Origin of the sequence: Corynebacterium evansiae (assembly GCF_027570065.1) — a bacterium.
Taxonomy (GTDB): Bacteria; Actinomycetota; Actinomycetes; order Mycobacteriales; family Mycobacteriaceae; genus Corynebacterium; species Corynebacterium evansiae.
On sequence record NZ_JAKMUT010000003.1, the window covers coordinates 305,698 to 331,119 of the forward strand.

The 25,422-nt window shown below is 63.5% G+C and carries 28 protein-coding genes; 6 read left to right on the plus strand and 22 right to left on the minus strand.

Going from position 1 to position 25,422, the window contains the following annotated elements; genetic code table 11:
• Positions 1–9 precede the first annotated feature (9 nt).
• From L8V00_RS04990 to L8V00_RS05020, 7 genes are all read right to left on the minus strand, one after another.
• Complete coding sequence (locus L8V00_RS04990; protein WP_269944373.1) at positions 10–246, minus strand: hypothetical protein; 237 nt, start codon at positions 244–246, stop codon at positions 10–12.
• Position 247: 1 nt separating this feature from the next.
• The gene (locus tag L8V00_RS04995) at positions 248–901 is read right to left on the minus strand and encodes a MogA/MoaB family molybdenum cofactor biosynthesis protein (protein WP_083293821.1); all 654 of its coding nucleotides are present in this window, start codon (positions 899–901) and stop codon (positions 248–250) included.
• Between the two features lie 86 nt (positions 902–987).
• Positions 988–2,484 carry a S1C family serine protease gene (locus L8V00_RS05000; RefSeq protein WP_269944374.1) on the minus strand — a complete coding sequence of 499 codons (1,497 nt, stop codon included), beginning with the start codon at positions 2,482–2,484 and terminating at the stop codon, positions 988–990.
• A 134-nt stretch (positions 2,485–2,618) separates the two neighbouring features.
• Positions 2,619–4,172 (minus strand): sensor histidine kinase, encoded by a 1,554-nt coding sequence (locus tag L8V00_RS05005; protein WP_269944375.1) that lies wholly within the window; start codon positions 4,170–4,172, stop codon positions 2,619–2,621.
• The gene (locus L8V00_RS05010) at positions 4,169–4,864 is read right to left on the minus strand and encodes a response regulator transcription factor (protein WP_034988140.1); all 696 of its coding nucleotides are present in this window, start codon (positions 4,862–4,864) and stop codon (positions 4,169–4,171) included. The genes L8V00_RS05005 and L8V00_RS05010 overlap by 4 nt, the downstream gene beginning before the upstream one ends.
• 145 nt (positions 4,865–5,009) lie before the next feature.
• Positions 5,010–5,177, minus strand: coding sequence for a 50S ribosomal protein L32 (rpmF, locus tag L8V00_RS05015; RefSeq protein ID WP_011273951.1), 168 nt, complete (start codon positions 5,175–5,177; stop codon positions 5,010–5,012).
• A 75-nt stretch (positions 5,178–5,252) separates the two neighbouring features.
• Positions 5,253–5,516, minus strand: a complete 264-nt coding sequence (locus L8V00_RS05020) for a type B 50S ribosomal protein L31 (RefSeq protein ID WP_005293662.1) — start codon at positions 5,514–5,516, stop codon at positions 5,253–5,255.
• 462 nt (positions 5,517–5,978) lie between these two features.
• Between L8V00_RS05020 and rpmB the strand changes: the two genes are divergently transcribed.
• From rpmB to L8V00_RS05050, 6 genes are all read left to right on the plus strand, one after another.
• Positions 5,979–6,215 (plus strand): 50S ribosomal protein L28, encoded by a 237-nt coding sequence (gene rpmB / locus L8V00_RS05025; RefSeq protein ID WP_005293665.1) that lies wholly within the window; start codon positions 5,979–5,981, stop codon positions 6,213–6,215.
• Between the two features lie 2 nt (positions 6,216–6,217).
• Positions 6,218–6,382 carry a 50S ribosomal protein L33 gene (gene rpmG, locus L8V00_RS05030; RefSeq protein ID WP_005279910.1) on the plus strand — a complete coding sequence of 55 codons (165 nt, stop codon included), beginning with the start codon at positions 6,218–6,220 and terminating at the stop codon, positions 6,380–6,382.
• A 3-nt stretch (positions 6,383–6,385) separates the two neighbouring features.
• Positions 6,386–6,691 carry a 30S ribosomal protein S14 gene (gene rpsN / locus L8V00_RS05035; RefSeq protein WP_005293669.1) on the plus strand — a complete coding sequence of 102 codons (306 nt, stop codon included), beginning with the start codon at positions 6,386–6,388 and terminating at the stop codon, positions 6,689–6,691.
• 15 nt (positions 6,692–6,706) lie between these two features.
• Positions 6,707–6,955, plus strand: coding sequence for a 30S ribosomal protein S18 (gene rpsR / locus L8V00_RS05040; protein ID WP_005293672.1), 249 nt, complete (start codon positions 6,707–6,709; stop codon positions 6,953–6,955).
• 265 nt (positions 6,956–7,220) lie between these two features.
• Complete coding sequence (locus tag L8V00_RS05045; protein WP_269944376.1) at positions 7,221–8,012, plus strand: RDD family protein; 792 nt, start codon at positions 7,221–7,223, stop codon at positions 8,010–8,012.
• Positions 8,013–8,065: 53 nt separating this feature from the next.
• Entirely contained in the window at positions 8,066–9,010 is a 945-nt protein-coding gene (locus L8V00_RS05050) for an AEC family transporter (protein WP_035004496.1), read from the plus strand.
• Here the strand turns inward: L8V00_RS05050 and L8V00_RS10055 are convergent.
• From L8V00_RS10055 to purH, 15 genes are all read right to left on the minus strand, one after another.
• Positions 8,999–9,472, minus strand: coding sequence for a CD225/dispanin family protein (locus tag L8V00_RS10055; protein WP_269944377.1), 474 nt, complete (start codon positions 9,470–9,472; stop codon positions 8,999–9,001). The genes L8V00_RS05050 and L8V00_RS10055 overlap by 12 nt on opposite strands.
• A 94-nt stretch (positions 9,473–9,566) precedes the next feature.
• Positions 9,567–10,013: a DUF2752 domain-containing protein gene (locus L8V00_RS05060; RefSeq protein WP_269944378.1), complete on the minus strand. Its 447-nt coding sequence runs from the start codon at positions 10,011–10,013 to the stop codon at positions 9,567–9,569.
• Entirely contained in the window at positions 10,004–11,197 is a 1,194-nt protein-coding gene (locus tag L8V00_RS05065; protein WP_269944379.1) for an acetyl-CoA C-acetyltransferase, read from the minus strand. Before L8V00_RS05065 ends, L8V00_RS05060 begins: the two co-directional genes overlap by 10 nt.
• Positions 11,198–11,303: 106 nt before the next feature.
• Positions 11,304–11,945 carry a CoA transferase subunit B gene (locus L8V00_RS05070; RefSeq protein WP_269944380.1) on the minus strand — a complete coding sequence of 214 codons (642 nt, stop codon included), beginning with the start codon at positions 11,943–11,945 and terminating at the stop codon, positions 11,304–11,306.
• A complete protein-coding gene (locus L8V00_RS05075; protein ID WP_269944381.1) occupies positions 11,942–12,718 on the minus strand; it encodes a CoA transferase subunit A in 777 nt (258 codons plus the stop codon). The genes L8V00_RS05070 and L8V00_RS05075 overlap by 4 nt, the downstream gene beginning before the upstream one ends.
• Before the next feature lie 63 nt (positions 12,719–12,781).
• On the minus strand, positions 12,782–14,476 hold the full coding sequence (locus L8V00_RS05080; RefSeq protein ID WP_269944382.1) for an AMP-binding protein: 1,695 nt from the start codon (positions 14,474–14,476) through the stop codon (positions 12,782–12,784).
• A 100-nt stretch (positions 14,477–14,576) separates the two neighbouring features.
• Complete coding sequence (locus tag L8V00_RS05085) at positions 14,577–15,473, minus strand: HpcH/HpaI aldolase/citrate lyase family protein (RefSeq protein WP_269944383.1); 897 nt, start codon at positions 15,471–15,473, stop codon at positions 14,577–14,579.
• Positions 15,466–15,966: a MaoC family dehydratase gene (locus L8V00_RS05090; RefSeq protein WP_035004506.1), complete on the minus strand. Its 501-nt coding sequence runs from the start codon at positions 15,964–15,966 to the stop codon at positions 15,466–15,468. Before L8V00_RS05090 ends, L8V00_RS05085 begins: the two co-directional genes overlap by 8 nt.
• Before the next feature lie 86 nt (positions 15,967–16,052).
• Positions 16,053–17,222, minus strand: coding sequence for an acyl-CoA dehydrogenase family protein (locus L8V00_RS05095; RefSeq protein WP_239387458.1), 1,170 nt, complete (start codon positions 17,220–17,222; stop codon positions 16,053–16,055).
• Positions 17,223–17,297: 75 nt separating this feature from the next.
• A complete protein-coding gene (locus tag L8V00_RS05100; protein ID WP_269944384.1) occupies positions 17,298–19,406 on the minus strand; it encodes an acetyl/propionyl/methylcrotonyl-CoA carboxylase subunit alpha in 2,109 nt (702 codons plus the stop codon).
• Positions 19,407–19,454: 48 nt separating this feature from the next.
• On the minus strand, positions 19,455–21,068 hold the full coding sequence (locus L8V00_RS05105; protein ID WP_370642231.1) for an acyl-CoA carboxylase subunit beta: 1,614 nt from the start codon (positions 21,066–21,068) through the stop codon (positions 19,455–19,457).
• Positions 21,069–21,263: 195 nt separating this feature from the next.
• A complete protein-coding gene (locus L8V00_RS05110; RefSeq protein ID WP_269944385.1) occupies positions 21,264–21,878 on the minus strand; it encodes a TetR/AcrR family transcriptional regulator in 615 nt (204 codons plus the stop codon).
• Between the two features lie 50 nt (positions 21,879–21,928).
• A complete protein-coding gene (locus L8V00_RS05115) occupies positions 21,929–22,720 on the minus strand; it encodes a hypothetical protein (RefSeq protein WP_269944386.1) in 792 nt (263 codons plus the stop codon).
• A gap of 82 nt (positions 22,721–22,802) precedes the next feature.
• Complete coding sequence (locus tag L8V00_RS05120) at positions 22,803–23,675, minus strand: hypothetical protein (RefSeq protein ID WP_239317448.1); 873 nt, start codon at positions 23,673–23,675, stop codon at positions 22,803–22,805.
• 117 nt (positions 23,676–23,792) lie between these two features.
• On the minus strand, positions 23,793–25,415 hold the full coding sequence (gene purH / locus L8V00_RS05125) for a bifunctional phosphoribosylaminoimidazolecarboxamide formyltransferase/IMP cyclohydrolase (protein WP_269944387.1): 1,623 nt from the start codon (positions 25,413–25,415) through the stop codon (positions 23,793–23,795).
• Between the last annotated feature and the right edge of the window lie 7 nt (positions 25,416–25,422).

The window sequence follows — 25,422 nt, forward strand, 5'->3', positions numbered from 1 at the left end:
CAGCCCCCGTTAGCCCCAGTGCGGCGGGCGCTGTTCCTCTAGGAATCGGCGCTCCTGCTCTGCGGAAGGGCGATCGTCACCCCACTCATCCCGTGAAGGGCTTGAGTGGGGTTTTGCTTTGCCGGAGGCGATGGCGTCAATAAAAGAAGAACCCGAGCCCCCAACCTGGCCGACCTTGCCCACCTTGCCGTAGAACCTGCGACGGCGGCGACCCGGCTGGCTCTTGCCCGAGCGGCCAGTGCTCATGCTAGGCCCGGTTATTCATGTCGCCGACAACGTGGCGAACCAGTGGGCCAAGAGTGGCCATGCCATCGCGGATCGCGCCACGGGATCCGGCGATGTTGACCACCACGGTCGAACCGGAAATACCGGCGACTCCGCGGGACAGGCCCGCGTCCAGGGAGTTAGCCGCCAAACCGGAGGCGCGCAGGGCTTCAGCGATGCCCGGAACCTTGCGGTCCAGCTCGGCGCGGGTGGCCTCCGGAGTCTTATCGCGCGGGCCGGTGCCAGTGCCACCGATTGTGACGACGAGGTCGGCACCGCCGACCACAGCGGTCTGGATTACCTTGCGGATTGCGGACTTGCGGGACTCGACGTTCAGCACGGCATCGACGAGGAAGCCTTCCTCTGCCAGCAGCTCTGCAACCAGCTCGCCGTTCTTGGCCTTTTCCTCCGGGAAGTCGGTGACCAGCACGACCATGGCGCGCAGAGGCGGCTCGTTGCTGAGCTGTTCGCGGGTGCGCTCCTGGGCATCCAGGGTGTGGAACAGTGCGTCGTCCGGCTCCGGGATCTCCTCTGCCAGACGGTCCACCTGTGCGTGATCGACGGAACTCATGGCCATGACCTCGTTGATGTCCGCGTTAATGTCCGCAGATCCTTCTTTAGCCTTCCGAGCTGGCACGGCGATCCTCCTGAATCGATAAACGGATGTAACTAATAAAGTATCCCGTTCGCCCTCGGCTGTACAGGCGAACGGGAATGGGGGGTTTACTCGGCGGCGGTGAGCGTCAGCTCGACCTCCCGTTCCTCGCCATCAGGGCCATCCTTGACCTTCAGCTTGACCTTGTCGCCCACGGCGTGCGAACGGATAGCTGCGATCAGCCCCACGCCCGAATCCACGCGCCGATCATCCACGTGAGTAACCAGATCGCCCTTCTTCAAGCCCGCCTTATCCGCAGGGCTGTCCTTGTTCACATCCGCGATGACGGCACCGTTCTCGCTAGAGCGGGTGTCGACCTTCGCACCGATGATCGGGTGCTCGGCCTTGCCGTTATCGATCAGCTGCTTGGAGATGCGCTCTGCCTGGTTGATCGGGATGGCAAAGCCCAGGCCGATGGAACCGGCCACTTCCCCGCCACCGGTCGAAGCAATGACGGAGGGAATGCCGACGAGTTTGCCCTCCATGTCCACCAGGGCACCACCGGAGTTACCGGGGTTGATGGAGGCATCGGTCTGGATCGCGTCGATAAGGGAAGCCTCGCCGCCGTCCTCACCCGAGGCCTGGACGGGGCGATTCTTCGCCGAAACGATGCCGGTGGTTACCGTGGCTGACAGTCCCAGTGGGGAGCCGATCGCCATCACGTCCTCGCCGACATTCACCATGTCCGAGTCGCCGAACTCGATGGGCTGCAGGTCCGTGACGTCCTTTGCCTTGATAACCGCAATATCCGTGGGCGGATCGGTGGCCACCACCTCTGCCTCGAAGGTGCGGCCGTCGTTGAGGGTAACCTCCATCTTCGCGCGCCCGTCCTGGGCACCCGCGACTACGTGGTTGTTCGTAAGGATCAAGCCGTCGGAGGAAATGATCGAGCCGGAACCTTCTTCTCCGCCCCGGGACGTCATAACTCGGATGGAAACCACAGAGGGCAGAACCTTGTTGGCAATGTCGGTGGTGCTGCCCGGCTTCACCGGGTTGGAAGCCTTCTTATCCTGTGAAGACTTGCTACCGCTGTTGGAGTTATCGAAGGAAGATGTGGCGTTGTTGCTGGCCTGGTTGCCGTTGATCGAATCCATGCCCACGTATGTGACGGCGGAAGCAACTACAGCACCTGCCAGCAGCAGTGCTGCAACGGCCGGGGTGGACCAGCGCTTTTTTTCCTGCGGCTGGTTGCTCAGCTGGGGCTGGTACGGATCTGCGAAAGGTTCCTGCCCCGGCCCCGCCGGTGTAGTAGGCCCCTGCGGTGGCTGCGGCGGAGCCTGCACTGATGTCGGCTGCGGCGACTGCTGCGGGCTCTGCTGCTGTGGGAAGGGCTGCGAGCTCGGTTGCGCCGGCTGTGCCGGTTGTGCAGGCTGCGTAGGCTGTACCGCCGGCCCTACCTGCGTGGCAGGCTCCTGCATCGGCCTCTGCTGTGCCTCCCAGCGCATGTGATCCCGGTGAACTCCACCCTGCGGCCCGCCACCCCCTCGCACCGGCTTCTGGCCACGGTTAGAAAAGTCCGGTTCGCCGGGCATCCGCTGCCCGTCCCCCGAGTTGTTCTCGCCCATATTGTGTTCCCTTTCGTCCATAGCGACCAGTATGTCCGTTATGTATGTAGTTCAGCACTAGGAATGCTGTAGTTTTTCTGCCAGTTTAAGGAAAACTCTTAGAGAAAAGTTCCCGAACCCCCGTCTGGATCCAGTTAACTCGGCTCCCCCGGCAGCACTGCACGCATCAGGGCACCACCGTCGTCCGACTCGTCGGCCACGATCACCCCGTGGTGCCTCTCGATGACCTGCTTGACGATCGCCAGCCCGAGGCCGGAGCCAGGCATTGAACGCGCCTGGATCGAACGGTAGAAGCGGTCGAAGACATTCTCCCGGTCCTCCTTTGGAATTCCGGGGCCAGAGTCCGCCACTCGGATCTCCACTTCCCGGTGTGCTGGAGCGTCGGCATCGGAGCCTGCGGCGTCACCTTCCTCCACAACAATCGGCTGCATCCACACGCGCACCACGCCACCCTCCGGTGACCACTTCGCCGCGTTATCCAGCAGATTCAGCAGCGCGCGCGACAGGGCGAAGGCATCTCCCCGCAGGTGCCAGTCAATCAGGTGCGTATCGAAGGTCACGTCCGGCCGGCGCCGCTGCACACGTTCAATACCCAGCGTGATGAGTTCGGAGATCTCGACGGTGCTCAGAACCACCGGGTTCGAGTCCTCGCGAGCAAGGTCCACCAGGTCGCCGATCAGCCCGCTCATCTCGTCGATCTGTGCGATCACGTCGCGCTCTAGGTCCTTGAGGTCTTCCTCGCTGATGCCGGGACCTTCGCCGTCTTTTCTTTGTGACGCCAACATCAGCAACTCCACGTTTGTACGCAGCGAAGTCAACGGTGTCTTGAGCTCGTGCGAAGCATCCGCGACGAGATTCTTCTGCTTCGTCTGCGCCTCCTGGAGGGCGTTCATCATGTTATTGAAAGAGTCCGTGAGGGATCCGAGCTCGTCATGCGAATAGACGGGGATCTGGCGCAGTTCGCCGGTGCGGGAAACCTCGTCGGCCGCTCGGCGCAGGCGGGTGATCGGTTGAATTCCGGAGTTCGCGACCGCGATGCCCACGATGATGGAGGCGATGAAGCCGGTCACCGCAATCAGAATCAGAACCAACCAGAGGGATTCCAGCGTCTGGTTCGTAAATGCGATGTCCAGACGCAGCACGATCACGCGACCGTCAAGGGCTCCGATGGCGAAGCTGCGCTTGTCGGCTTCCGATTCAAAAGTGTATGGGTCGTCGCCAACGAGGACGGAGATCTCGTTGGGGCTGAGGATGCCCTCGAACTTGTGCACGTCTGCCTGCCGTCCCGCCTGGTCAGCGGGCACGACGAGGACACTCATGTTGTTATCGGAGTCGAAGAAGCGAGGGCGGTAGTCGTCGCCCTCCCCTGTCTCGCTGACCGGAAACTCAAAGCCCGAGTCGATGTAGGCCTGGGCCTGCGTCTGCAGCGTCTTATCCATCTCCTGCGACAGCACCTGCTTCACGGTGGCGTAGGAGGAGATGGTGATGATGGCGATACACAGCATCACCACCATGGCGGTGAGGGCAGCCAGTCGCGTGCGCAGAGATAGTCCGCGCACGGAAAAACGGAGGGACTGGATCAGCCGGTCCCTCCTGCTATCCCCTCGAGTGTCCGCGCCCCCGTTCTCTGCAGAGGCGTACTCGGGCTCTACCGCGAGGTAATCCTCCGGGAGCCTACGCAGGATCACGGTGCGGTCTCACGCAGCGCGTAACCCACCCCACGAACAGTGTGAATCAAACGAGTCTCGTTATTGGCCTCCGTCTTACGGCGCAGGTAGCCGATGTAAACTTCCAGTGCATTTCCGGAGGTCGGGAAGTCGTAACCCCAGACCTCTTCCAGGATGGTGTTGCGGGAAAGCACCTTGCGCGGGTTGTTCATCAGCAGCTCCAGCAGGGCGAACTCCGTGCGGGTCAGGCTGATCTGTCGATCTCCGCGGAAAACATCGCGGGTCTCCGGGTTCAGGGTCAGATCCTCGAAGCGCAGTGGCTCGTGCGCCTCCCCTTCCTGGATCGCGGGACGTGCCGCGCGGCGGAACAGCGAACGAGTGCGGGCAAGCAACTCTTCCAGGGCGAAGGGCTTGGGCAGGTAGTCATCTGCACCGGCGTCCAGGCCGGCCACCCGCTCCTCGACGGAATCGCGGGCGGTTAGCAGCAGGATCGGCAGGTCGTCGCCGTGGCTGCGCAGCTCGCGGCATACGTCCAGACCGTCCTTCTTGGGCATCATCACATCGAGGATGGCCAGGTCCGGTCGTTCGTCAGCGATGAGCTTAAGGGCCTCCTCGCCATCCGTTGCCAGGACGACGGTGTAGCCGTTGAAGATCAGGGAACGGCGCAGGGATTCGCGCACGGCCTGATCATCATCTACAACAAGAATCTTCATGTGCTCCATTGTGCCTATGAAATTGTCACAACGCCCGTGCAGACCCACATTTTTAAGGAAAGCTCAGTATTTCTTAGGCCTGTTTCGCCAATGCAAAACCCCGCCACACGTGCATGTGTGACGGGGTAACGCTACTGGGCTCGTATTAATCCAGGTCGATGAGACCCAGCTGAGCTGCCTTCACCAGACGGCGAGGAATCTGAACATCCTGGCCCTGAACCTTAACGTGCTGCAGAGCAACGTTGTCGGCCTTCCACTGGGAACGGCGGGAGTGCGTGTTTGCACGGGACATACGGCGCTTCGGAACTGCCATTGTCTACTACCTCCTAATTAAAGGTATTGAAAGTGTGAAATAGGTTTCTTGTGATCTTCGTGGTGTGAAGAGGTCTTACTTCTTCTTGCGGCGGGTCATGTTGCCGTAGCGACGCTGGAACTTCTCCACGCGGCCGGCGGTATCCATGACGCGCTGAGCGCCGGTCCAGAAGGGGTGGGACTCGCTGGTCACGTCAACGACGATGAGCGGGTACTCGTTGCCGTCTTCCCATTCAACGGTGCGGTCGGAGGTAGCGGTGGAGCGAGTGATGAACTGGTGGCCAGTGCTCGCATCCTTGAAGACTACGGGGTGGTAGTCGGGGTGGATATCCTTCTTCATGGTTTCCTCTTATTCCCTTAGGTACGTGTACATCAGGTCGGTCCCGTGCGTTACCTGCACGGGTCGTGCCTGAGTCGGGTCATAAAAAGCAGCGCGCCTTCTTTTACCTGACGCCCTTTAGGCCACTCCGCTAAGCGGGTGGATTTTGGGCGCGACAAAGTCGGTCGCACAACGAGGGTTTATCATAGCGAAGGATAAGGCCATAAAGAAAATCGCGTTTTCCTAGCTGGAATGGGGCGAACTGGGGCGTAGGGGCGTCAGAAACAGCGATTAGGTTATGGCGCGACGGTGCTGTAAAGTTAGCTCCCGCTGTTGTCTATGTAAACGTCATCGCCGGACAGATTTTAGGCTAGATACGCTAGATGCAGCGCCCCACCACCTAAGACTCTTGGCCCGTCTAACCATGGGTTTTGGAAGTGCGCGGCGCAGGCACCTGAGATCTCCGGCGGAAGGAGAAAACCCATGTCGGCATATTGCCAGGTCACGGGACGCAAGCCGAGCTTCGGCAAGTCTGTGTCCCACTCGCACCGCCGCACGAACCGTCGCTGGAACCCGAACATCCAGCGCCGTACGTTCTACTTGCCCTCTGAGGGCCGTTCCATCACGCTGAACGTGTCCACCAAGGGCCTGAAGACCATTGACCGTGACGGCATCGAGTCTGTCGTTGCCAAGATCCGCGCCCGTGGGGAGAAGATCTAACTATGGCACGTAACGATATCCGCCCAATCATCAAGCTGAAGTCTACGGCTGGCACCGGTTACACCTACGTCACCCGTAAGAACAAGCGCAACAACCCGGATCGCATCACCCTGAAGAAGTTCGATCCGATTGCCCGCAAGCACGTCGAATTCCGCGAGGAGCGATAGTTTATGGCTAAGAAGTCCATGATCGCGAAGAACGAGCAGCGCAAGGAAATCGTCGCCCGCTACGCGGAGCGTCGCGCTGAGCTCAAGAAGATCATCAAGAACCCGAACAGCACCGACGAGGAGCGCCTGGATGCACAGTGGGAGCTGAACCGTCAGCCCCGCGACGCTTCCCCAGTTCGCGTCCGTAACCGCGATGCAGCTGATGGCCGCCCGCGCGGCTACCTGCGTAAGTTCGGCCTGTCCCGTGTACGTGTCCGCAACATGGCTCACCGCGGTGAGCTGCCGGGCGTACGCAAGTCCAGCTGGTAAGGGGGAGCTTTCACAATGAAGCGCACCAACATGAAGAAGGCGCGGATGGAACAGTCCCGCCGCCCGAAGAAGAACCCGCTCAAGGCCGAGGGCATTGAGACGGTTGACTACAAGAACTACGACCTGCTGCGTAAGTTCATCTCCGAGCGTGGCAAGATTCGCTCTCGCCGCGTGACGGGCCTGACCCCGCAGCAGCAGCGTCAGGTTGCCACCGCCGTGAAGAACGCACGCGAGATGGCCCTGCTGCCCTTCCACAGCCGCTAAGCCGCTGTGCCCTTTCGGGCTGGCAGCATAAGGCTGCAGCCTGGAGACGTTTAACAGACACGATCAAGACCCACCGCCCCGTGCGAAAGCGCGAGCTAGGCGGCGGGTCTTTTTCGTGCCTTTTTGCCACCCGCCCGGCGGCCTGTCTGCTTTCTTCGCTAAGCTTGCACAGTAAAACTCTTAAGCGCTCCCCTTTGCCTGCCGGGTTGAGAAGGGGCGCTGCCCCCATCGGGCGCAAGCCGAACAACAGTTAGGAAGCCTGCAGTTGAGCAATAACAACAACTATCCCAACGGCGACTTTGGTTCCAATGATCTGCCGGATTACAACAGCTACACCGGCGGTAACTCCGACGGCTCCAACCCCTACGAGCAGGCCGGCTATGGCGCTGAACAGAACAGCTATGGAGCCGAGCAGGCCGGTTACGGTGCTGAGCAGGGTGGCTACGGCGACGGCAACTACGGCGCCGGCGCCCCCAATGCTTATGGCGCGCCCGCATTCCCGAATGCTGCGGCCAATAACGGTGCCATGTTCGGCAACGACCGCCCGGGCGCTTGGAAGCGCCTGCTGGCTCTCATCATCGACAGCCTCTTGGTGCAGGTGGTTATCGGCAGCATTGTGATGTTCGCTATCGCTGGTCAGGACCTAATGGATTGGTTCCAGGCCACTGTCAACGCAGAGTCCCCCGATGCCGTGGACGTGCCCTACCCGACCACCAAGGTGATGATCTCCAGCGTCATCATGCTGGTCGTTTGGTTGACCTACCGTGTTCTCATGGAGTCCAAGAAGGGAGCCACCCTCGGCAAGATGGCTATCGGCGCCCGTGTGGTCACCGCCGACGGCCAGAACATCGATCCGGTAGAGTCGCTGAAGCGCAACAGCTGGTACATCATCGGCGTTGTCCTGGGCATGATCCCGAACGTCGGTGCTTTTCTGCAGCTTGTCGTCTACATTGCAGTGGGCGTGACCATCGGCCAGAACTCGGAGAAGCAGTCCTTCACCGATAAGTTCGCCAACGCCTACGTGGTGGACAAGTCCGCGTACTACGGGGTTAACTAAGGTCGCGACTACTGCGCTTAAGGCGCAAACACTTAACACACTTACATAGCCTCATGTTGAACGTCCTCTCCGGCTTCGCCGTCGTCATCTTCGTCATAGCGATCGGCTTCGGAGTAGGGCGTCTTCGACTTTTAGGCCCCAATGCGGTCTACACCCTGAACATGTTCGTATTCTGGATCGCGCTGCCCTGCACGCTGATCACGTTCATGTCGAAGACGGACATTGCCCAGCTATTCGGCCCGAACCTACTGGTCGTGGCACTGTCCACCCTCACCACGGGCTTCTTGGCTTTCCTTGGCTATCGCTGGATTACGCGACGGTCCACCGAGGATTCCATCATCGCGATGCTGGCCTGCACCTACTGCAACGGCTCCAACCTGGGCATCCCACTAGCCGCCCATTTGATGGACGACCCCACGCTCACCCTCCCGGTGATCCTCTTCCAGGTCGGCTTCTACGGCCCGCTGAGCGTTCTGGCCCTGGACATGCGCACCGGCAAGCAGACCACGAACTTCGTGTGCTCTACGCTGCTGACGATCCTGAAGAACCCTCTGATCATCGGCGCCACCATCGGCATCGTCATCTCTCTTCTGCAGCACAACACGGGCTTTACCCTGCCGACGATCGTCGCGGATCCGCTGGGGATCATCGCGGACGCCACCGTCGGCTGCGCTCTGATCGCCTTCGGCATGTCCATGGCGGAGGTACGTGTGCTCCAGCCCGGCCTGTCGCCCCGTCGCTCCGTGTGGGCGGCGTCGTTGGTCAAGACTGTCGTGCATCCCGCCATCGCCGCGTTCTACGGTGTCTTTCTTTTCGACGCCACGTCCCAGCTGCTTTTGGCCATGGTTCTCCTGGCGGCCCTCCCGACCGGGCAGAACGTCTTCACCTACGCCCAACGTTTTGGCGTGAATAAAGTTTTAGCGCGAGACACCGCGGTGGTTTCCACGGGTCTCGCGCTACCGGTGATGGCGCTGATTATGGTGCTTCTACATGTCTGATAGTTCACTCAAGCTTAGGCCCAGGATTCCGACGAAAAAGACGAAGTACAGGAGGATAAAGGCAGCGGATACCACCACAGATGCAATGGCTAGGTTCTTTGCCTTGTCCGATGCATCCTGTGCACCTGGATAATCGCCGCGGTACCAGCGGCTTTCTACCTGTGAGGAGTAGTAGATGCCTACTGCACCGAGGGGCAGGCAGCACAGGAGGGTGGCTAGAATAGTCGCCCACATCCAGTTATCCGGCGGGGTGCTGCCCACGCCCGGCTGGTAATTCTGCCCCAGCTGCGCGCCGTAGCCGGCGGACTGATTCGGGTAACTGTTGTTCTGATAGCTGCCGTAACTCGGCGGCTGGTTCTGGCTCGGGTTCTGGTTGTACCCGCTGTTGTAGGGGTACCCCTGGTTTCCCTGCTGGCCGAAAGGGTCCTCGTTGGAAGGGGTCTGGTCGTAAGGGTTGGTCACTGACTTCCTCGGCTAACTTCTTGGAGTTGGTTGGTAACTGAAATACGTCATTAAAATACCAAAGCAGAGCAGAATGTTCCCGAACCGAAAGAAACTATACGCGCAATTCTACAAACGGCGAGAACGGCAAAATGCGTGCGATGAACCATAGCCCGATCACTACCCCCACTGCCATGGGGGCATGTCGGAAATGCTCCCAGTTGGGAATCCGCTTCCCCCATGATCGTGCGGTCCAGGCCAGCCAGCTCCAAATCAACAGGATGACGGCGAGGATCCCAACCGCGTTGTAGTGCAGCGCGGCGCTGAAATCCCCCTGAACCAGCGCCTGGATCATGCGCATCGATCCACAGCCGGGGCAGTTAAAGCCGAATAGTGCCTTCGTGGGGCATTCTGGGATCACCCCGCCCGGGGTCTGCGGATCGGCTGCGGCTATGGCGCAGCACGCACACACCGCTGCCGCGCCGACTGCCAGCGGCAGCAGCTTTTTGAAAGCACCGGTTCGAATATCGCCACCGGCGCCTGACCGCGTTCCTAGCGCCACAGCAGCAGCGCGTCGCCCTGACCGCCGCCGCCACAGAGGGAAACGGCAGCCTTGCCGGAGCCGCGGCGCTTCAGCTCGTGCGCCGCGTGAACCACCAGGCGGGCACCGGAGGCGCCGATCGGGTGGCCCAGTGAGATGCCGCCGCCGTGGATGTTGGTCTTCTCCAGCGGGTAGTCCAGGTCCTTGATGGACTGTGCAACCACGGAAGCAAAGGCCTCGTTGATCTCCAGAAAGTCCAGGTCGCTGGCCTCCCAGCCGGCCTTCTTCAGCGCTGCGGCGGTAGCCTGCGACGGCTGGGAGTGCAGCTTGGTGTCCGGGCCGGCGGTCTGGCCGTACTCGCCCAGGGTGGCCAGGATCTCCAGCCCCTTGGCCTCAGCGTTCTCGCGGGTGGTCAGCACCACGGCTGCCGCACCGTCGGAGATCTGGGAGGCAGAGGCGGCGGTGATGGTGCCGTCCTTCACGAAAGCTGGGCGCAGCTTCGCCAGCCCCTCGGCGGTGGTACCGGGGCGGATGCCCTCGTCGGCGGAGACGGTCACGGTCTCCTTGCGGCCCTTGACCTCGATGGAGACGATCTCGTCGTTGAAGACACCATCGTTGGTAGCGGCCTCGGCCAGCTGGTGGGAGCGGGCTGCAATCTCGTCCTGCTCCTCGCGGGTGATGCCGCGCTCGGCGTTACCCTCGTCGGTCTCCAGCCCCATGGCGGTGCCCTCGTTCGGGTCAGACAGGCCGTCGCGCTCCAGGGAATCCTGCAGCGCCAGAGAGCCATAGCCCTTGCCCGCGCGCACGCCCGCGGCGATGTGCGGGGCGTTCGTCATGGACTCCTGACCACCGGCGACAACGATGCTGGCATCGCCCAGACGGATCAGGCGGGAGGCGTTAATCACGGCATCCAGGCCGGACAGGCACACCTTGTTCACGGTCATTGCGGGGACGTTCATCGGGATGCCAGCGGCCACAGCGGACTGCTTCGCGGGGTTCTGCCCGGAGCCCGCCTGTACAACCTGGCCCATCAGCACGTAATCCACGGCATCCGCGGCCACACCAGAGCGCTCCAGCACGGCCTTGATGGTCTCTGCGCCCAGATCGACCGCGCTCTTCTTCGCCAGCGCGCCGAGCATGCGCCCCTGCGGGGTGCGTGCTGCGCCTACAACGACAATGTCCTTCGGGTCTTCCTGCAAGGTCATCTGATAAATCCTAACTTTCGAAACTAGTGGCGTCATCGCTTAAAAAAGCCTGCGTCGTGCCCTCAAGTATGGCACGAACGATGGCCCAGCGAGGCCGATTGGGGGTCTACCCCAGTGCCGTCTTAAACAGCACTGCGGTCTTTTCTTCTACCTCTTCTGTGGTGACGCCAGGTGCCAGCTCCACCAAGGTCAGCCCACCTTCGTCGCGGTCGAAAACCGCAAGGTCAGTGATGATCCGATCGACCACGCCGAGGCCGGTAGTCGGCAGCGTGAGCTCCTCGATGAGCTTCGGCTCCCCGGTCTTGGTGGTGTGATCCATGAGGACGATCACCCGGCGCGCGCCGACGACCAGATCCATGGCGCCGCCCATGCCCTTGACCATCTTGCCGGGCACCATCCAGTTGGCGATGTCCCCGCGGGCGTTGACCTCCATGGCGCCGAGGATGGCGACGTCGATCTTGCCGGCGCGGATCATGCCGAAGCTTAGGGCGGAATCGAAGTAGCTGGTGCCGGGCAGTGCCGTCACTGTCTCCTTGCCTGCATTGATGAGGTCCGGGTCTGCGTGGCCCGCTTCCGGGTAGGGGCCGATGCCCAGCATGCCGTTTTCCGATTGCAGGGAAACGGTCACGCCTTCCGGCACATAGTTCGGCACCAGAGTGGGCATGCCGATGCCGAGGTTTACGTACTGGCCGTCCTCGAGCTCCTGGGCGGCACGGGCGGCCATTTCTTGCCTAGTCCAGCCGGTCATCGCACGGTCTCCTTTTCAATCATCTTGTCGGCTGCCTGTTCCGGGGAAAGCTCCACGATTCGGTGGACGAACACGCCGGGCAGGTGAATGTCGTCCGGGTCGAGCTCGCCGACCTCCACGACCTTTTCGGCCTCCACGATGCAGATCTTGCCGCTCATAGCAGCCAGGGGGTTGAAGTTGCGGGCGGTCTTGGCGAATCGCAGGTTGCCGTCCTTGTCGGCGACGGCGGCGCGGACCAGGCCAAAGTCGGCGCGGATGGCGGTTTCCAGCACGTAGTCCTCGCCGTCGATGGTGCGGGTTTCCTTCGCGGGAGAGGCCACCTCCACCTTGGTCTTGTCTGCCTGGTCGTACTTCCACGGCATACCTCCCTCGGCGACGAGCGTGCCCACCCCGGTGCGAGTGAAGAAGGCACCAATGCCGGAACCGCCTGCGCGCAGACGCTCCGCCAAGGTGCCCTGCGGAGTGAGCTCTACCTCGAGCTCACCATCTAGATACTGGCGGGCGAACTCCTTGTTTTCGCCGACGTAGCTGGCCACAATGCGGCGCAGCTGGCGGTTCTCCAGCAGCAGCCCCAGACCGCGGCCATCCAGGCCTGCGTTGTTACTTACTGCTTCGAGGTCTTTGACCTGCGTGCGGCTGAGCTCTTCGAGCAGAACCTGCGGGATGCCGCACACGCCGAATCCGCCGACGGCCAGGGTGGCGCCGTCTTTAATGTCAGCGATTGCCTCCGCGGCAGTGCGCAGTTTTGAATGATGCGGCGCTGTGGTGCTCACGGTTGCTTCCTTTCTGTTTGGGTCAGTTTGGGTCTGTTTGGGTTTGTGGGTTCGGGTTGGTGCTTATTTCTGGTAGATCCCGAGCAGCTCCACAGCGTGCTCACGCAGCTCTACCTTGCGGACCTTGCCCGAAAGCGTCATCGGGAAGGATTCCACGCACTCGACATACTTCGGGATCTTGTGGCGGGTCAGTTCGCCATCGCAGAACTCGCGAATGGCCGCCTGATCCAACGGCTCAGTGTCCTCGCGCATGATGATGAAGGCCATCAGCTCCTCGCCGTACTTCTCGTCCGGCACGCCCACGACCTGCACGTCGGAGATGTCCGGGTGAGTCATGAGGAACTCTTCGATTTCCCGCGGGTAGAGGTTCTCGCCACCGCGGATCACCATGTCCTTCGCGCGTCCGGTGATGCGTGCGTAGCCTTCCTCGTCCATCGTTCCCAGGTCGCCGGAGTGCATCCAGCCGTCCTCGTCGATGGCATCCGCCGTCTTGCCGGGCATGTCCCAGTAGCCCTGCATCACCAGGAAGCCACGGATCAGGATTTCGCCCTGCTCGCCACGCTTCACAGTTTCGCCGGTCTCGGAGTCCACGATCTTCACTTCGATGTGCGGGTTGGGGCGGCCGACCGTACCCACGCGCTTCTCGATCGGATCGTCCACCAGCGTCTGGTGATTCACCGGAGAGGTTTCCGTCATGCCGTAGGCGATGGTGATCTCGTTGATGTTCATGATGTCCATCACCTGCCGCATCGTGCGGGTGGGGCAGGCGGTGCCAGACATGATGCCGGTGCGCAGGCTGGACAGGTCGTAGGTCTTGCCCTTGGCCTTGGCGTGCTCGATCTCGTCGAGCTCTGCCATGAACATCGTCGGCACGCCGAACAGGCTGGTGGCCTTGCCGTGCTCAACGGCCTCTAGCACCGACTGTGGGTTGAAGACCGGGCCAGCGATGATCGTCGTTGCACCGTGGGTGATGGCACCCAGGTTGCCCATCACCATGCCGAAGCAGTGGAAGAAGGGAACGGGGATAACGACCTTATCCTGGTCGGTGTACTGCAGGGTCTCCCCCACCAGGTAGCCGTTGTTCAGGATGTTGCGGTGGGTCAGGGTGGCGCCCTTGGCCATGCCGGTGGTGCCGGAGGTGTACTGGATGTTGATGGGATCGTCCGGGTGCAGCTGCTCGCGCACCGGGTTCAGGTCCAGGATCGCGTGGTTGGCCAGCTCGTCCCAGCGCTCGGAGCCGAAGAAGATCGTCTCCTTGTAGTTGTGGCGGCTGAACTGGCTTTCCGCAGCGTCGATCATCGCGCGGTAGTTCGAGTCCTTGAAGCGGCCCGCGGAGAACAAGCCCTTCACGCCGGATTGGCCCATGGCGTAGACCAGCTCCTTGTGGCGGTAGGACGGGTTGATGCAGACCAGAATCGCACCGATCTCGGCGGTGGCGAACTGCACCAGCGTCCACTCCCAGCGGTTGGGCGCCCAGATGCCGATGCGGTCGCCCTTGCGGTAGCCGGCGGCGTGCAGGCCGGAAGCCAGGCGCTGCACCTTGCGGTAGAACTCCGTGTACGTCAGGTGTACGTCACCGTAGAAGTCGATGATCGCGTCGTGGTCCGGGTACTCGGCCACGATGCGGGCGAGGCACTGGCCGATGGTCTCGTCCAGCAGGTCCACGTCGGTACGTCCAACCTGGTGCGACAGGGTGGGGTCCAGATCCGCCGGGTCGGAAATAACAATCGGGCGGTCGTTGCGAGTCGGGGTAGTCATGGTTATCAACCTTTTCGTGGGAAAGGAATCTTGCGTTGAAGCAAAGTCGGGTGGGCGGGTGGAATGGGCGGGGTGAAGAAGCTGGTCAGCGAAAGGGGAACTAGCGAATCCTGGCGGCGATCACTTCGGCCTGGCGCAGCAGAGGCGCATCGATCATCTGGCCGTCCAGCGCGAACGCTCCGGAGTTCTCGGCCGCCCCTTCGATGACCCGGCGCGCCCAGGTGGCTTGCTCCTCGGTGGGCGCGTAGGCCTCGCGGATGACGGGCACCAGGCCGGGGTGGATCGAAACGGTGGCCGCGAAACCACTGGCGGCTGCGTCGATGGCCTCGGCGCTGGCGCCTTCCGTGTCCTTCGTGTCCGCGTGGATGGAATCCAGCGCCACGATGCCCGCTGAGGCTGCGTGCAGCAGCACCATTGCTCGGGTCAAGCGTGGGACCTCCCGGTAGCCTCCCGGGTGGCCGGACGGCCCGCCGCCGGGGGTGGGAACCTCTCCGGCGCCGTAGCGGGAGCTCGTCCCACCGAGTGCCGCTGTGAGGTCCTCGGCACCCCAGAACAGAGCCACCACCTGCGGGTCTGCGGCGATCTCCGCGAGGTTCACCACGCCCCTGGGGGTTTCAATCAGGGCGATCGCGCGAAAGTCTTCGGGAAGCGCCCGGCGGTTGGAGCCGGCGTCACCAAGAACAAGAGCGCTTTCCACCTTCGGCACCATCACGGTTCTAAACGGCGAGTCCGTGACGGCGGCGAGGTCCGCGGCGAAATCGGGCGAGTCGATGGGGTTAATGCGCACGATGGTGCGCTCCGGGTCCAGGTCCGCGTGGATCACGTTCTGCCTGGCCTCGGCGCGGTTTTCGGCGCGGCAGCCGTCCTCGAGGTCGAGGATGACCATGTCGGAACGGTCGGCGGCCTTAGCGAAGCGCTCGGGGCGGTCGGCCGGGGCGAAAAGCAGTGCGGGTCCCTGTGGTAGCCATGCGGTGTTGGACACTGCGGTGTTAGACATCTTCACCCGAACCTTCCGGTGCGCACTGCATCAGCGTCTTGCGCGTGGCCTTGCACACGATGGTGCCGTCCTGGTTGCGCCCGATGTGTTCCAGCTCCACGATGCCCTGCCCGGGGCGCGACTTCGACAGTCGCTTACCCACGCAGCGCGTTTCGGCGTACAGGGTATCGCCGTGGAACATGGGCGCGGGGAAGGAAATCTCGCTGAACCCCAGGTTGGCCACGATGGTGCCCAGGGAAAGCTGGCTGACGGACAGGCCCACCACCGTGGACAGGGTGAACATGGAGTTCACCAGCCGCTCGCCGCGGAAGCCATCCTGCGTGGCGGCCCATGCCGCGTCGATGTGCAGCGGCTGGGTGTTCATGGTCATGGTGGTGAACAGGGTGTTATCCGCCTCGGTGACGGTGCGCCCAGGTTGGTGCCGGTAGACCACGCCCTCGGTGAACTCCTCGAACCACAGGCCGCGCTGCACAACTTCTTTTTCTGCGCTCATTGTCGCTGGTCTCCTATACTTTTCGCTTGCTTGCTGGTGCTCTTTTATTGACGCCTTCTCGTCCCCGCGCCCCATCGACGTGTGGCTTACACGCCCAGGGCTCGGGCGATGAGCATTTGCTGCACCTCGGTGGTGCCTTCGCCGATCTCGAGGATCTTGGAGTCGCGGTAGTGGCGGGCAACGCGGTATTCGTTCATGAATCCGTAGCCGCCGTGGATCTGCGTGGCATCGCGGGCGTTATCCATCGCGGCCTCGGAGGCGACCATCTTGGCGATGGATGCTTCCTTGCTGAAGTTCTCCCCCGCGGCCATCTTCGCCGCGGCTGCGTACCAGGCCTGGCGGGCGGTCCAGGCGCGGGCTTCCATGCGGGCGATCTTGAAGCTGATGGCCTGGTACTCAGAGATCGGCTTGCCGAAGCTGGTGCGCTCCTTGGCGTAGCGCACGCACTCGTCCACGCAGCCCTGGGCGGCACCCGTGGCCAGCGCGGCGATGGCGATGCGGCCTTCTTCGAGGATGGACAGGAAGTAGGCGAAGCCGCGGCCGCGCTCGCCGACGAGGTTCTCCTCCGGCACGCGGACGTTGTCGAAGGTCAGCGGGTGGGTGTCGGAGGCGTTCCAGCCCACCTTGTTGTAGGAGGGCTCGGCGGTGAAGCCAGGAGTGCCACTGGGCACGATGATGGCGGAGATTTCCTTCTTCCCGTTCTCCCGCTGGCCGGTGACGGCGGTGGCGGTGACCAGGGAGGTGATGTCCGTGCCGGAGTTGGTGATGAACTGCTTGGAGCCGTTGATGACCCACTCGCCGCCGTCGAGCTTGGCGGTGGTCTTGGTGCCGCCTGCGTCCGATCCGGCTTCGGGCTCGGTCAGGCCGAAGCCCGCCAGGTTCTTGCCCGCCACCAGGTTGGGCAGGTAGGTCTCCTTCTGCTTGTCACTGCCGAAGCGGTAGATCGGCATGATTCCCAGGGAAACTCCGGCCTCCAGGGTGATGGCGACGGACTGGTCCACGCGGGCGAGCTCTTCCAGTGCCACGCCGAGGGCCATGTAGTCGCCGCCCATGCCGCCGTATTCCTCGGAGATCGGCAGGCCGAACAGCCCCATTTCTCCCATCTGGCGGACGACGTCGTAGGGGAAGGTGTGGTCGCGGTCGTGCTGGGCGGCGACGGGGTCGACCACGCGGTTGGCGAAGTCCTCCACCGCGTCGCGCAGCTCGTGCAGCTCGTCGGAGAGGTAGGGGTTGCGGTTCTTGGTGCTCTGGCTCATGGTTTGGGTCCTCTTTCTGGGTTGGATGTCTGGGTTGGGTGTGTGGGTTAGGGAGATACGTGTGAAGTGAGGTTTTTAGTTGTCGCTGCCATCGGCGCTGTCGGCGGCGATGACCTCCGCCAGAACTTCTCCGGTGCCGACCTTCTGCCCGACGGCGGCGTGGATCTTGACCCGCCCGTCGCAGGTGGCCTCGAGGGTGTGCTCCATCTTCATGGCCTCGATGACGATCACGGGCTGGCCCTCGGTGACGTCGTCGCCATCGGCGACTTCCACGGCGATGACCGTGCCGGGCATGGGGCTCAGAATGTCCGGCGACTCCTCCGAGCTGGCTTCCGCGTCGTTCGCAGTGCCGGAGAACACCTCCACCACGTGCGTGCCATGCGGGCCAGTGATGCTGCCGCTGGTAGTGGCGCTCCACTTCTCTGCCGGGCCGCCGTCGAAGGAGAGCCGCCATTCGGTGGCTCTGCCCTGCGGGTTGGCGACCACCTGGATGCTCCTGGTCTCGGCCTGCACCGGCGCGTCCTCGTCGTCACCGCTGGTCAGCGGAGTGAGCTGCACCTCCCAGCTGCCGTTGCTGTACTCCGCGCGGGCTTCCACGGGCGCCGTGACGCCACTCGGATCCGCCAGCACCAGCCGCAGCGGGGCGCGATGCCCAGCGCCGCGCCAGCCGTCGCGGGCGGTCCACACACTGCCCAGCGGGGTTGCGGTTGCCTTTGTTTCGGACGCCCCTTCGGCTCCGCCAGCCAACGTCCCAGCCAGGTGCAGCAGCGCGACGGCGAAGGTATCCGCGGGGACCTCCCGGGGCTGGAACTCTTCGACAATGGAGTCGAGCAGTCCGGTGTGCAGGTCTCCCGCCACGACCTCCGGGCGGGTGACCAGGAAGCGGTTGAAGTCGATGTTGGTGGTCAGTCCCTCGATGCGGGTGTGGGAAAGCGCCTGGTCCAGGCGCTCGAGGGCTGCCTCACGCGTGTCGGCGTGGGTGATGATCTTCGCCAGCATTGGGTCGTAGTCGGAGCTGACCTCTTGGCCCTCCACCACGCCGGCGTCCACACGAATCCCTTCCCCGCGCGGCCAGGAAAGACCCGTGATTAGTCCGCCGGTGGGCAGGAATCCGGCGGCGGCATCCTCGGCGTAGACGCGAGCCTCCACCGAATGCCCGTTGAGCTGCACGTCATCCTGCGTGATTGGCAAGGCCTCGCCGCGGGCCACGCGGATCTGCCATTCCACCAGGTCGCGGCCTGTAACCATCTCGGTGACTGGGTGCTCGACCTGCAGGCGGGTGTTCATCTCCATGAAGAAGAAGCGCTCGGGCTGCTTGGCGGAAACAATGAACTCCACGGTGCCCGCGCCGCAGTAGCCGCAGGCGCGAGCCGCGTCGCAGGCGGCCTCGCCGATCTCCTGCCGGGTCTTCTCATCCAGCAGGGCCGACGGTGCCTCTTCGATGACCTTCTGGTGGCGGCGCTGCAGCGAACACTCGCGCTCGCCCAGGTGGATTACGTTGCCGTGGGAGTCGGCGACGATCTGCACTTCGATGTGCCGGGGCGTGTCCACGAAGTGCTCCAGGAACAGCGTGTCGTCGCCGAAGGAGCTGGCGGCCTCGCGGCGGGCGGAAACTAGCGCGCTGGCCAGCTTCTCCGGCTCTTCGACCAGGTGCATTCCCTTGCCGCCACCGCCGGCGGAAGGCTTGATCAGCACCGGGAAGCCCACCGAGTCTGCAGCGTCGATGATCTCCTGATCCGTCAGGTTCGGCCGGGAGATACCGGGCACGGTCGGCACGTCGCGGGATTCCACGGTGGCGCGGGCGGTGATCTTGTCGCCCATCTTGTCGATAGCCCCGGCGGGCGGGCCGATGAAGATGATTCCCTCGTCCTCGCAACGCTTGGCGAAGGTCGCGTTCTCCGAGAGGAAGCCGTAGCCGGGGTGGATGGCGCCGGCGCCGGTCGCCTTGGCGGCGTCAATAACCTTGTCGATGTTGAGGTAGGACTCCGCAGCGGCGGCAGGGCCCAAACACACGGCCTTGTCGGCGGCGTGCACGTGCGGGGCGGCGGAATCCGCCTCGGAGTAAACGGCCACGGCCTTCAGCCCCATGCGGTGCACGGTGCGGATCACGCGCAGGGCGATCTCGCCGCGGTTGGCGACCAGCACCGTATCGAACGGGCCGGTGAGAGCATGTGTGTCACTCATGTCAGATTCTCTTTCTTGTGGTGGATACTTAGGCAGCTTGAACAGGAGTTACATGCGGAATACGCCGAAACCGGTTTCCTCGCGCGGAGCCTGAGCGCAGATGTCGAGGGCCATGGCGAGGGTGCGGCGGGTGTCCGCGGGGTCGATCACCCCGTCGTCCCAGAGGCGCGCGGTGGAGTACCAGCAGGTGGATTTTTCGTCGAACATTTCGCGGATGGGAGCCTCGAAGGCCTCTTGCTCCTCGGCCGACCACTCCTCGCCCCGGCGCTCGATCTGCGCGCGGCGGACGGTGGAGAGGGTCATGGCCGCCTGGGGGCCGCCCATCACCGCGATGCGCGCGTTCGGCCACATCCACAGGAAGCGCGGCGAGTAGGCCCGCCCGCACATCGAGTAGTTGCCCGCGCCGAAGGCAGCGCCGGTGACGACGGTGAGCTTGGGCACCGATGCGGTGGCCACGGCGTTCACCATCTTCGCCCCGTGCTTCGCGATTCCGCCCTCTTCGTATTGACGCCCCACCATGAAGCCGGTGGTGTTCTGCAGGAAGATGATGGGGATGTTCCGCTGCTCGCAGAGCTCGATGAAGTGTGCGCCCTTCATGGCGGCTTCGGAGAAGATGATGCCGTTGTTGGCGATCACTCCGACCTGGTGGCCTTCCAGCCGGGCGAACGTCGTGATGATGCTGTTGCCGTATTCGCTCTTGAACTCCGACAGGCTGCCCTCGTCACACAGGGTTTCGATGACCTCGTGCGCATCGTAGGGAATCTTCGGGTCGGTGGGCACGATGTCGTAGAGGTCCTCCTGCGGGCGCGGGGCCGGCACGGGGGTGCTGCGCTTCCAGGGGGTCGGCTTGGATTCCGGCAGGGTCTCAACGATGTTGCGCATGATCCGCAGCGCGTCCTCGTCGTCGGCTGCCAGGTGATCCGTCACGCCGGAGATACGAGAGTGCATCGCGCCGCCACCGAGTTCCTCAGGAGTTACGTCCTCGCCGGTGGCGGCCTTCACCAGCGGCGGGCCGGCCAGGAAGATGGTGCCCTGGTTCTCCACGATGATGGTCTCGTCGCTCATGGCGGGAACGTAGGCACCACCGGCGGTGCAGGAGCCCATGACGGCGGACAGCTGCGGGATTCCCTTGGCCGACAGGTTGGCCTGGTTGAAGAAGATGCGGCCGAAGTGGTTGCGGTCCGGGAACACGTCATCCTGCTGCAGCAGCATCGCGCCGCCGGAATCCACCAGGTAAATGCACGGCAGGTGGTTCTGCTCGGCGATCTCCTGGGCACGGAGGTGCTTCTTCACGGTCATCGGGTAGTAGGTGCCGCCGGAGACGGTGGCGTCATTAGCGGCGATCAAGCAGAGGCGACCACTAACGAGCCCGACTCCGGCGACGATGCCCGCCGCCGGCGCCTTGCCGTCGTACATGTCCTCGGCTGCCAGCGGCGCGATCTCCAGGAACGGGCTGCCGGGGTCCAGCAGCAGGCGGATGCGGTCGCGTGGCAGCAGCTTGCCGCGGTCGGTGTGGCGCTTGCGGGCCTTCTCCCCTCCTCCGGCCTGAGCACGGGCGAGGCGCTGGCGAAGCTCTTCGACGAGCTCGCGGTGGCTCGGGATTTCGCGAGCGGCGCCGCGGGGGTTGGCCGGATCTGTCGCTTGGGTGGTTGCAGTATCCACGTATGCAGCTCCTAGGAAGATGACGGAAGGTGGCGGAATCCGAGTGCCAGAGCGCCGTCGAGCGCCCCGCGCTTGAGATTCAGTTACAAGTGATTAACTAACTTGTTGCCGTCACCTTAAGTGACCTAGACCACTTTTGCTAGTGAATCTAAAAAGTTTCCCCTCTTTAACTACCCCCGAAAGCAGTACCCCGCCTTAGGCCAACCCCACAGCAGCGCGCGCCGCAGCCACCGTCTGCCGCCGCACCAACGCGGCAGAAGCCCAGCCGCGAGTCAACTCCGAGGAGTTAATCATTCCCATCACCAGCTGCGCAGTGATGCGGCCCGCCTCTCCCTTGTAGCGCGGATCCATCTCCCCCAGCGCCTCCGCAAACATCTTCAAATAGCTTCCCTGCGCGGAACGCACACGGCCACGACCCTCCTCCCCCATGCGGAAAAGCTCGCGGTTATGCAGGCGAATTAGCTCTGGCTGGGACAGCGCGAAGTCCACCTGGAAGTCAATCAGCACCGCCAGGCGCTCGCGCGGATCCACCAGGCCGTCGACGATTTTGCGCGCCTCGGATAACAGGTGCTCCGAAATGCCCGTCATCAGCTCCGTCAGGATCTCTTCCTTACCGGAAAAGTGCCGGTACACCGCCGGCCCGGAGACCCCCACGGCATGCCCGACCTCTTCCAGGCGAGTTCCATGGAACCCCTTGTCGGACATGATCTCAGCAGCTGCGCGCAGCAGCTCCACCCGTCGCTGTTCTTTCGCCGCGGCACGCGCGGACAGGCCTTCTGTGGCGGGCTCGGCCAGATAATGAGAACGCATAACCAACACCCTACTGGTTAAGAGTCGCTAACTGAATACCTTCTGGGCGATTAGCAGGCCGCCTCCGGCAGGGTGTCCACCTTCGACCGTAGGAACTCCGCCGCCGCCGTCAGCTCCGCCTGCCCGGCCTCGTAACTGCCATCCGGACTTTCCACGGCGATGGCAACGGCCACATAGCCCGCGCCATCAGACTTCGGGATCAGCCCGAACTGCCGCAGCCCATACGCGCCCGCGGCGTTCGGCCCCCAGCCACCCTTGAAGATCGCTCCCGGGATCGTCCCCAACCCATAGCCCCCGCCGTTGCCGATGTTGCCCATGGCGGAGACCACCAGCTCCGACCCCCGAATACACCGCAGGTGAGAGGCGAAATCGGCCTGCGCGCTCAGCGACCAGTCGCTCTGCCCGAAGGAACTAAACCCCGGGCGCACCACCTGGGACTCCACCCGCGCACTACTGTTGCCCTCGCGGATGACCGCGCTAGTCGCCTCCGCAGCCTGCTCCGGGGATCCCAGCGAGCCCCAAAGCGTTTCCGCCGCCGCATTGTCAGAGTTCTGGATCGCCTGCATCATCGCGCCCTGCAGGCTCGGATCCTTCCGCAGCGCGGCAATCGCAATCGGCACCTTCGCGGTCGACCACGGAGCCACGGACGTATCCCCCGCGCCACCCATACCGGCCACCGCGATGGCCGCTGCACCGTCGTAGCCGAGCTCTCCGTGCTGCTCTTCCTGCGGTTTTTCTGGTGTGGACGCCCCAGTGGTCGGTTGCGGACCACGGGACTTCGGCTTCCCGTCCTGTTGGGCTGGAGTGGACGGATCGGAGACGGTGGCGTCATCCCTTTCCACATCCCCAATCGTGCAACCCGCAACGGCAACGCTCGCAGCGCAGAGCACGGCGGCGACCAGACCGCGGCGAAGCGGGCTGGGGCTAGGAGATGTAAACGATGGCATTGTTGCCTCCGGTGCAGGTCACGTACTCGCCGTTATCCCTGCACTTCATGGAGTAGGTCTGCCCCGTGACGGACGAATACGCGGAAACCGTGCCGTTTGTCCTGTCGGTATCCAGGTAGTGGGTCACAAAAGCATCGCGTACGGCCACTGCGAAAGGCTTAGAAGTAAGGTCGCTGCCGGTGTAAACGTTGTTGAAGTCGCCCGCAGGCTTGCCTTCCTCAGCTGCGCTGTTGGCCGGCGCCGCGCCGGAGGGCAGTTTCGGATGAGCCGGGCGGGACTCCTCCTCGTCGTCCGTGGCTTCTTCCTCGTCGTCGGTTGCGGCGTCTTCGTTTTCCGCGGCCGCATCCTCGTCGTCAGCGCCTTCGCCTTCTTCGCCCTGCGACTGGGAGGAGCTGCTCGCAGCCTTGCCGTCGCTGCCTTCCGTGCCGTCCTTGTCGCCAATCCAGCCCATGTAATATGCCGCGCCCGCGACCAGGGCAAGGGCAAGAAGCACAGCCAGCACGACGCCTAGGATCGGCAGGAACTTGCTTTCCTTCTCCGGCTCCTGCGCGTAGGCGTACTGCTGGGCTTGCTGGTCGGGCTGGTACTGGGGTTGCGGGGGCTGCTGGTACTGCTGCCCCTGCCAGTTCTGCTGCTGATTCTGGGGCGGCTGCGAAGCCTCCCACTGCTGCCAGCGCTGCTGGCTCTGATCCCCCTGCGTACCCTGTGCACCCGAGCCGCCGCTCTGTTTCGACGGCACCTGCCACTGATTCCTCCCCGCACCCTGCTCATTGTGGCGGTACTGCGGCGGCTCCGGCTGATCTGGGTTGTTCTTTCCGACGCCGGGATCAGTGGGGTGCTCGTTAGACATAACCGGGGAACTCCTGCGTTGAAACGTCTTGTCAGTATTTAAACTAATCCAACTTTAGGCGCTCTCCCGGCCTCGCGGGTAGCGAACCATTAAGCCCGCTCACCCCGAGTGCGCACTCTAGTGCGCGAAGTGGCGCTCACCGGTGAGGTACATGGTGACGCCCGCCTTCTCCGCCGCCTCGATGACCTCCGCGTCGCGGACCGAGCCGCCCGGCTGCACAACTGCGCGGACGCCAGCATTAGCCAGCACCTCAAAGCCGTCGGCGAAGGGGAAGAAGGCATCCGAGGCCGCAACTGCATCCTCGGCGCGCTTCTCGTCGCCTGCCAGGGAGTTTGCACGCTCCACGGCCAGCTTGGCAGCGTCCACGCGGTTTACCTGGCCCATGCCCACGCCTACGGTGGCGTCATCCTTGGCCAGCAAGATGGCGTTCGACTTCACCGCGCGCACGGTGCGCCATGCGAACTCCAGCTCACGCAGGGTGGCCTCGTCGGCAGCCTCGCCAGCGGCCAGGGTCCAGTTGCTCGGGTCGTCGCCCTTGGCGTCGATGGCGTCCACCTGCTGCACCAGCAGGCCGCCGGAGATCTCGCGGCCCTGCAGCTCCGGCTCCTCACTCGGAGCATCCGCCTGCAGGATGCGGATGTTCTTCTTCTGGGACAGGACCTCTACTGCGCCCTCCTCGTAGCCCGGCGCGATGATGACCTCGGTGAATACCTCGGCTACCTGGTTGGCCATTTCCACGCTGACCTCACGGTTCACTGCGATCACGCCGCCGAATGCGGACATCGGGTCGCAGGCGTGTGCCTTCTTGTGAGCATCGGCGATGGACTCGTCGGAGACCGCAATGCCGCACGGGTTGGCGTGCTTGATGATGGCCACGGTCGGGCGCTTATGATCCCACGCGGCGCGCCAGGCAGCATCCGCGTCGGTGTAGTTGTTGTAGCTCATCTCCTTGCCGTGGAACTGCTTGGCGCCGGCCAGGCCGGTGCCGTCGGAGTACAGCGCCGCAGCCTGGTGCGGGTTCTCGCCGTAGCGCAGCACGTTGGCACGCTCATAGGAGGCGCCGATCCACTCGGGGAACTGCACGCCTGCATCCGCCTCTGCGCCTGCCTTGGACTGTGCTGCGGTCTGCTCGCCCATCCAGGTCGCAACGGCCACGTCGTAAGCGGCGGTGTGGCGGAACGCATCCACAGCCAGGTCGGTGCGCTCGGCGCGGGTGAAGCCCCCGGCATTGGCGGCGGCCACGACGTCCTCGTAGCGGTTGGGATCCACCACAACGGCCACGGACGGGTGGTTCTTTGCGGCGGCGCGCACCATGGACGGGCCACCGATGTCGATCTGCTCCACGCAGGCATCGAAATCAGCGCCGGAAGCCACCGTCTCGGTGAACGGGTACAGGTTCACAACAACCAGCTGGAAGGCCTCAACATCCAGGTCCTCCAGCTGCTTCAGGTGGTCTTCCTTGCGGGTGTCGGCCAGGATGCCCGCGTGCACGCGCGGGTGCAGCGTCTTCACGCGGCCTTCCAGCACCTCCGGGAATCCGGTCAGCGCTTCCACCTCGGTCACGGGCACTCCGGCGTCCGCGATCTTCTTGGCGGTGGAGCCGGTGGAGACGATGTCCACGCCCGCGGAGTGCAGCCCCTTGGCTAGCTCCTCCAGGCCGGTCTTGTCGTACACGCTGATCAGCGCGCGACGGATTTCCTTCTTGTCTGCGCCGTTGGTTGCTGTGGTGCCATCACTCATGGTTTTG

Coding starts and splice junctions, on each gene's coding strand:
- L8V00_RS05120 (WP_239317448.1), bottom strand. CDS start 23,675: ATGTCTAACGAGCACCCCACTGATCCCGGCGTCGGAAAGAACAACCCA.
- L8V00_RS05085 (WP_269944383.1), bottom strand. CDS start 15,473: ATGTCTAACACCGCAGTGTCCAACACCGCATGGCTACCACAGGGACCC.
- L8V00_RS05100 (WP_269944384.1), bottom strand. CDS start 19,406: ATGAGTGACACACATGCTCTCACCGGCCCGTTCGATACGGTGCTGGTC.
- L8V00_RS05010 (WP_034988140.1), bottom strand. CDS start 4,864: ATGAAGATTCTTGTTGTAGATGATGATCAGGCCGTGCGCGAATCCCTG.
- L8V00_RS05070 (WP_269944380.1), bottom strand. CDS start 11,945: ATGACCGGCTGGACTAGGCAAGAAATGGCCGCCCGTGCCGCCCAGGAG.
- L8V00_RS05065 (WP_269944379.1), bottom strand. CDS start 11,197: ATGACCTTGCAGGAAGACCCGAAGGACATTGTCGTTGTAGGCGCAGCA.
- L8V00_RS05020 (WP_005293662.1), bottom strand. CDS start 5,516: ATGAAGAAGGATATCCACCCCGACTACCACCCCGTAGTCTTCAAGGAT.
- rpmB (WP_005293665.1), top strand. CDS start 5,979: ATGTCGGCATATTGCCAGGTCACGGGACGCAAGCCGAGCTTCGGCAAG.
- L8V00_RS05095 (WP_239387458.1), bottom strand. CDS start 17,222: ATGAGCCAGAGCACCAAGAACCGCAACCCCTACCTCTCCGACGAGCTG.
- rpsN (WP_005293669.1), top strand. CDS start 6,386: ATGGCTAAGAAGTCCATGATCGCGAAGAACGAGCAGCGCAAGGAAATC.
- L8V00_RS05050 (WP_035004496.1), top strand. CDS start 8,066: ATGTTGAACGTCCTCTCCGGCTTCGCCGTCGTCATCTTCGTCATAGCG.
- rpsR (WP_005293672.1), top strand. CDS start 6,707: ATGAAGCGCACCAACATGAAGAAGGCGCGGATGGAACAGTCCCGCCGC.
- rpmG (WP_005279910.1), top strand. CDS start 6,218: ATGGCACGTAACGATATCCGCCCAATCATCAAGCTGAAGTCTACGGCT.
- purH (WP_269944387.1), bottom strand. CDS start 25,415: ATGAGTGATGGCACCACAGCAACCAACGGCGCAGACAAGAAGGAAATC.
- rpmF (WP_011273951.1), bottom strand. CDS start 5,177: ATGGCAGTTCCGAAGCGCCGTATGTCCCGTGCAAACACGCACTCCCGC.
- L8V00_RS05080 (WP_269944382.1), bottom strand. CDS start 14,476: ATGACTACCCCGACTCGCAACGACCGCCCGATTGTTATTTCCGACCCG.
- L8V00_RS05090 (WP_035004506.1), bottom strand. CDS start 15,966: ATGAGCGCAGAAAAAGAAGTTGTGCAGCGCGGCCTGTGGTTCGAGGAG.
- L8V00_RS04990 (WP_269944373.1), bottom strand. CDS start 246: ATGAGCACTGGCCGCTCGGGCAAGAGCCAGCCGGGTCGCCGCCGTCGC.
- L8V00_RS05000 (WP_269944374.1), bottom strand. CDS start 2,484: ATGGGCGAGAACAACTCGGGGGACGGGCAGCGGATGCCCGGCGAACCG.
- L8V00_RS05110 (WP_269944385.1), bottom strand. CDS start 21,878: ATGCGTTCTCATTATCTGGCCGAGCCCGCCACAGAAGGCCTGTCCGCG.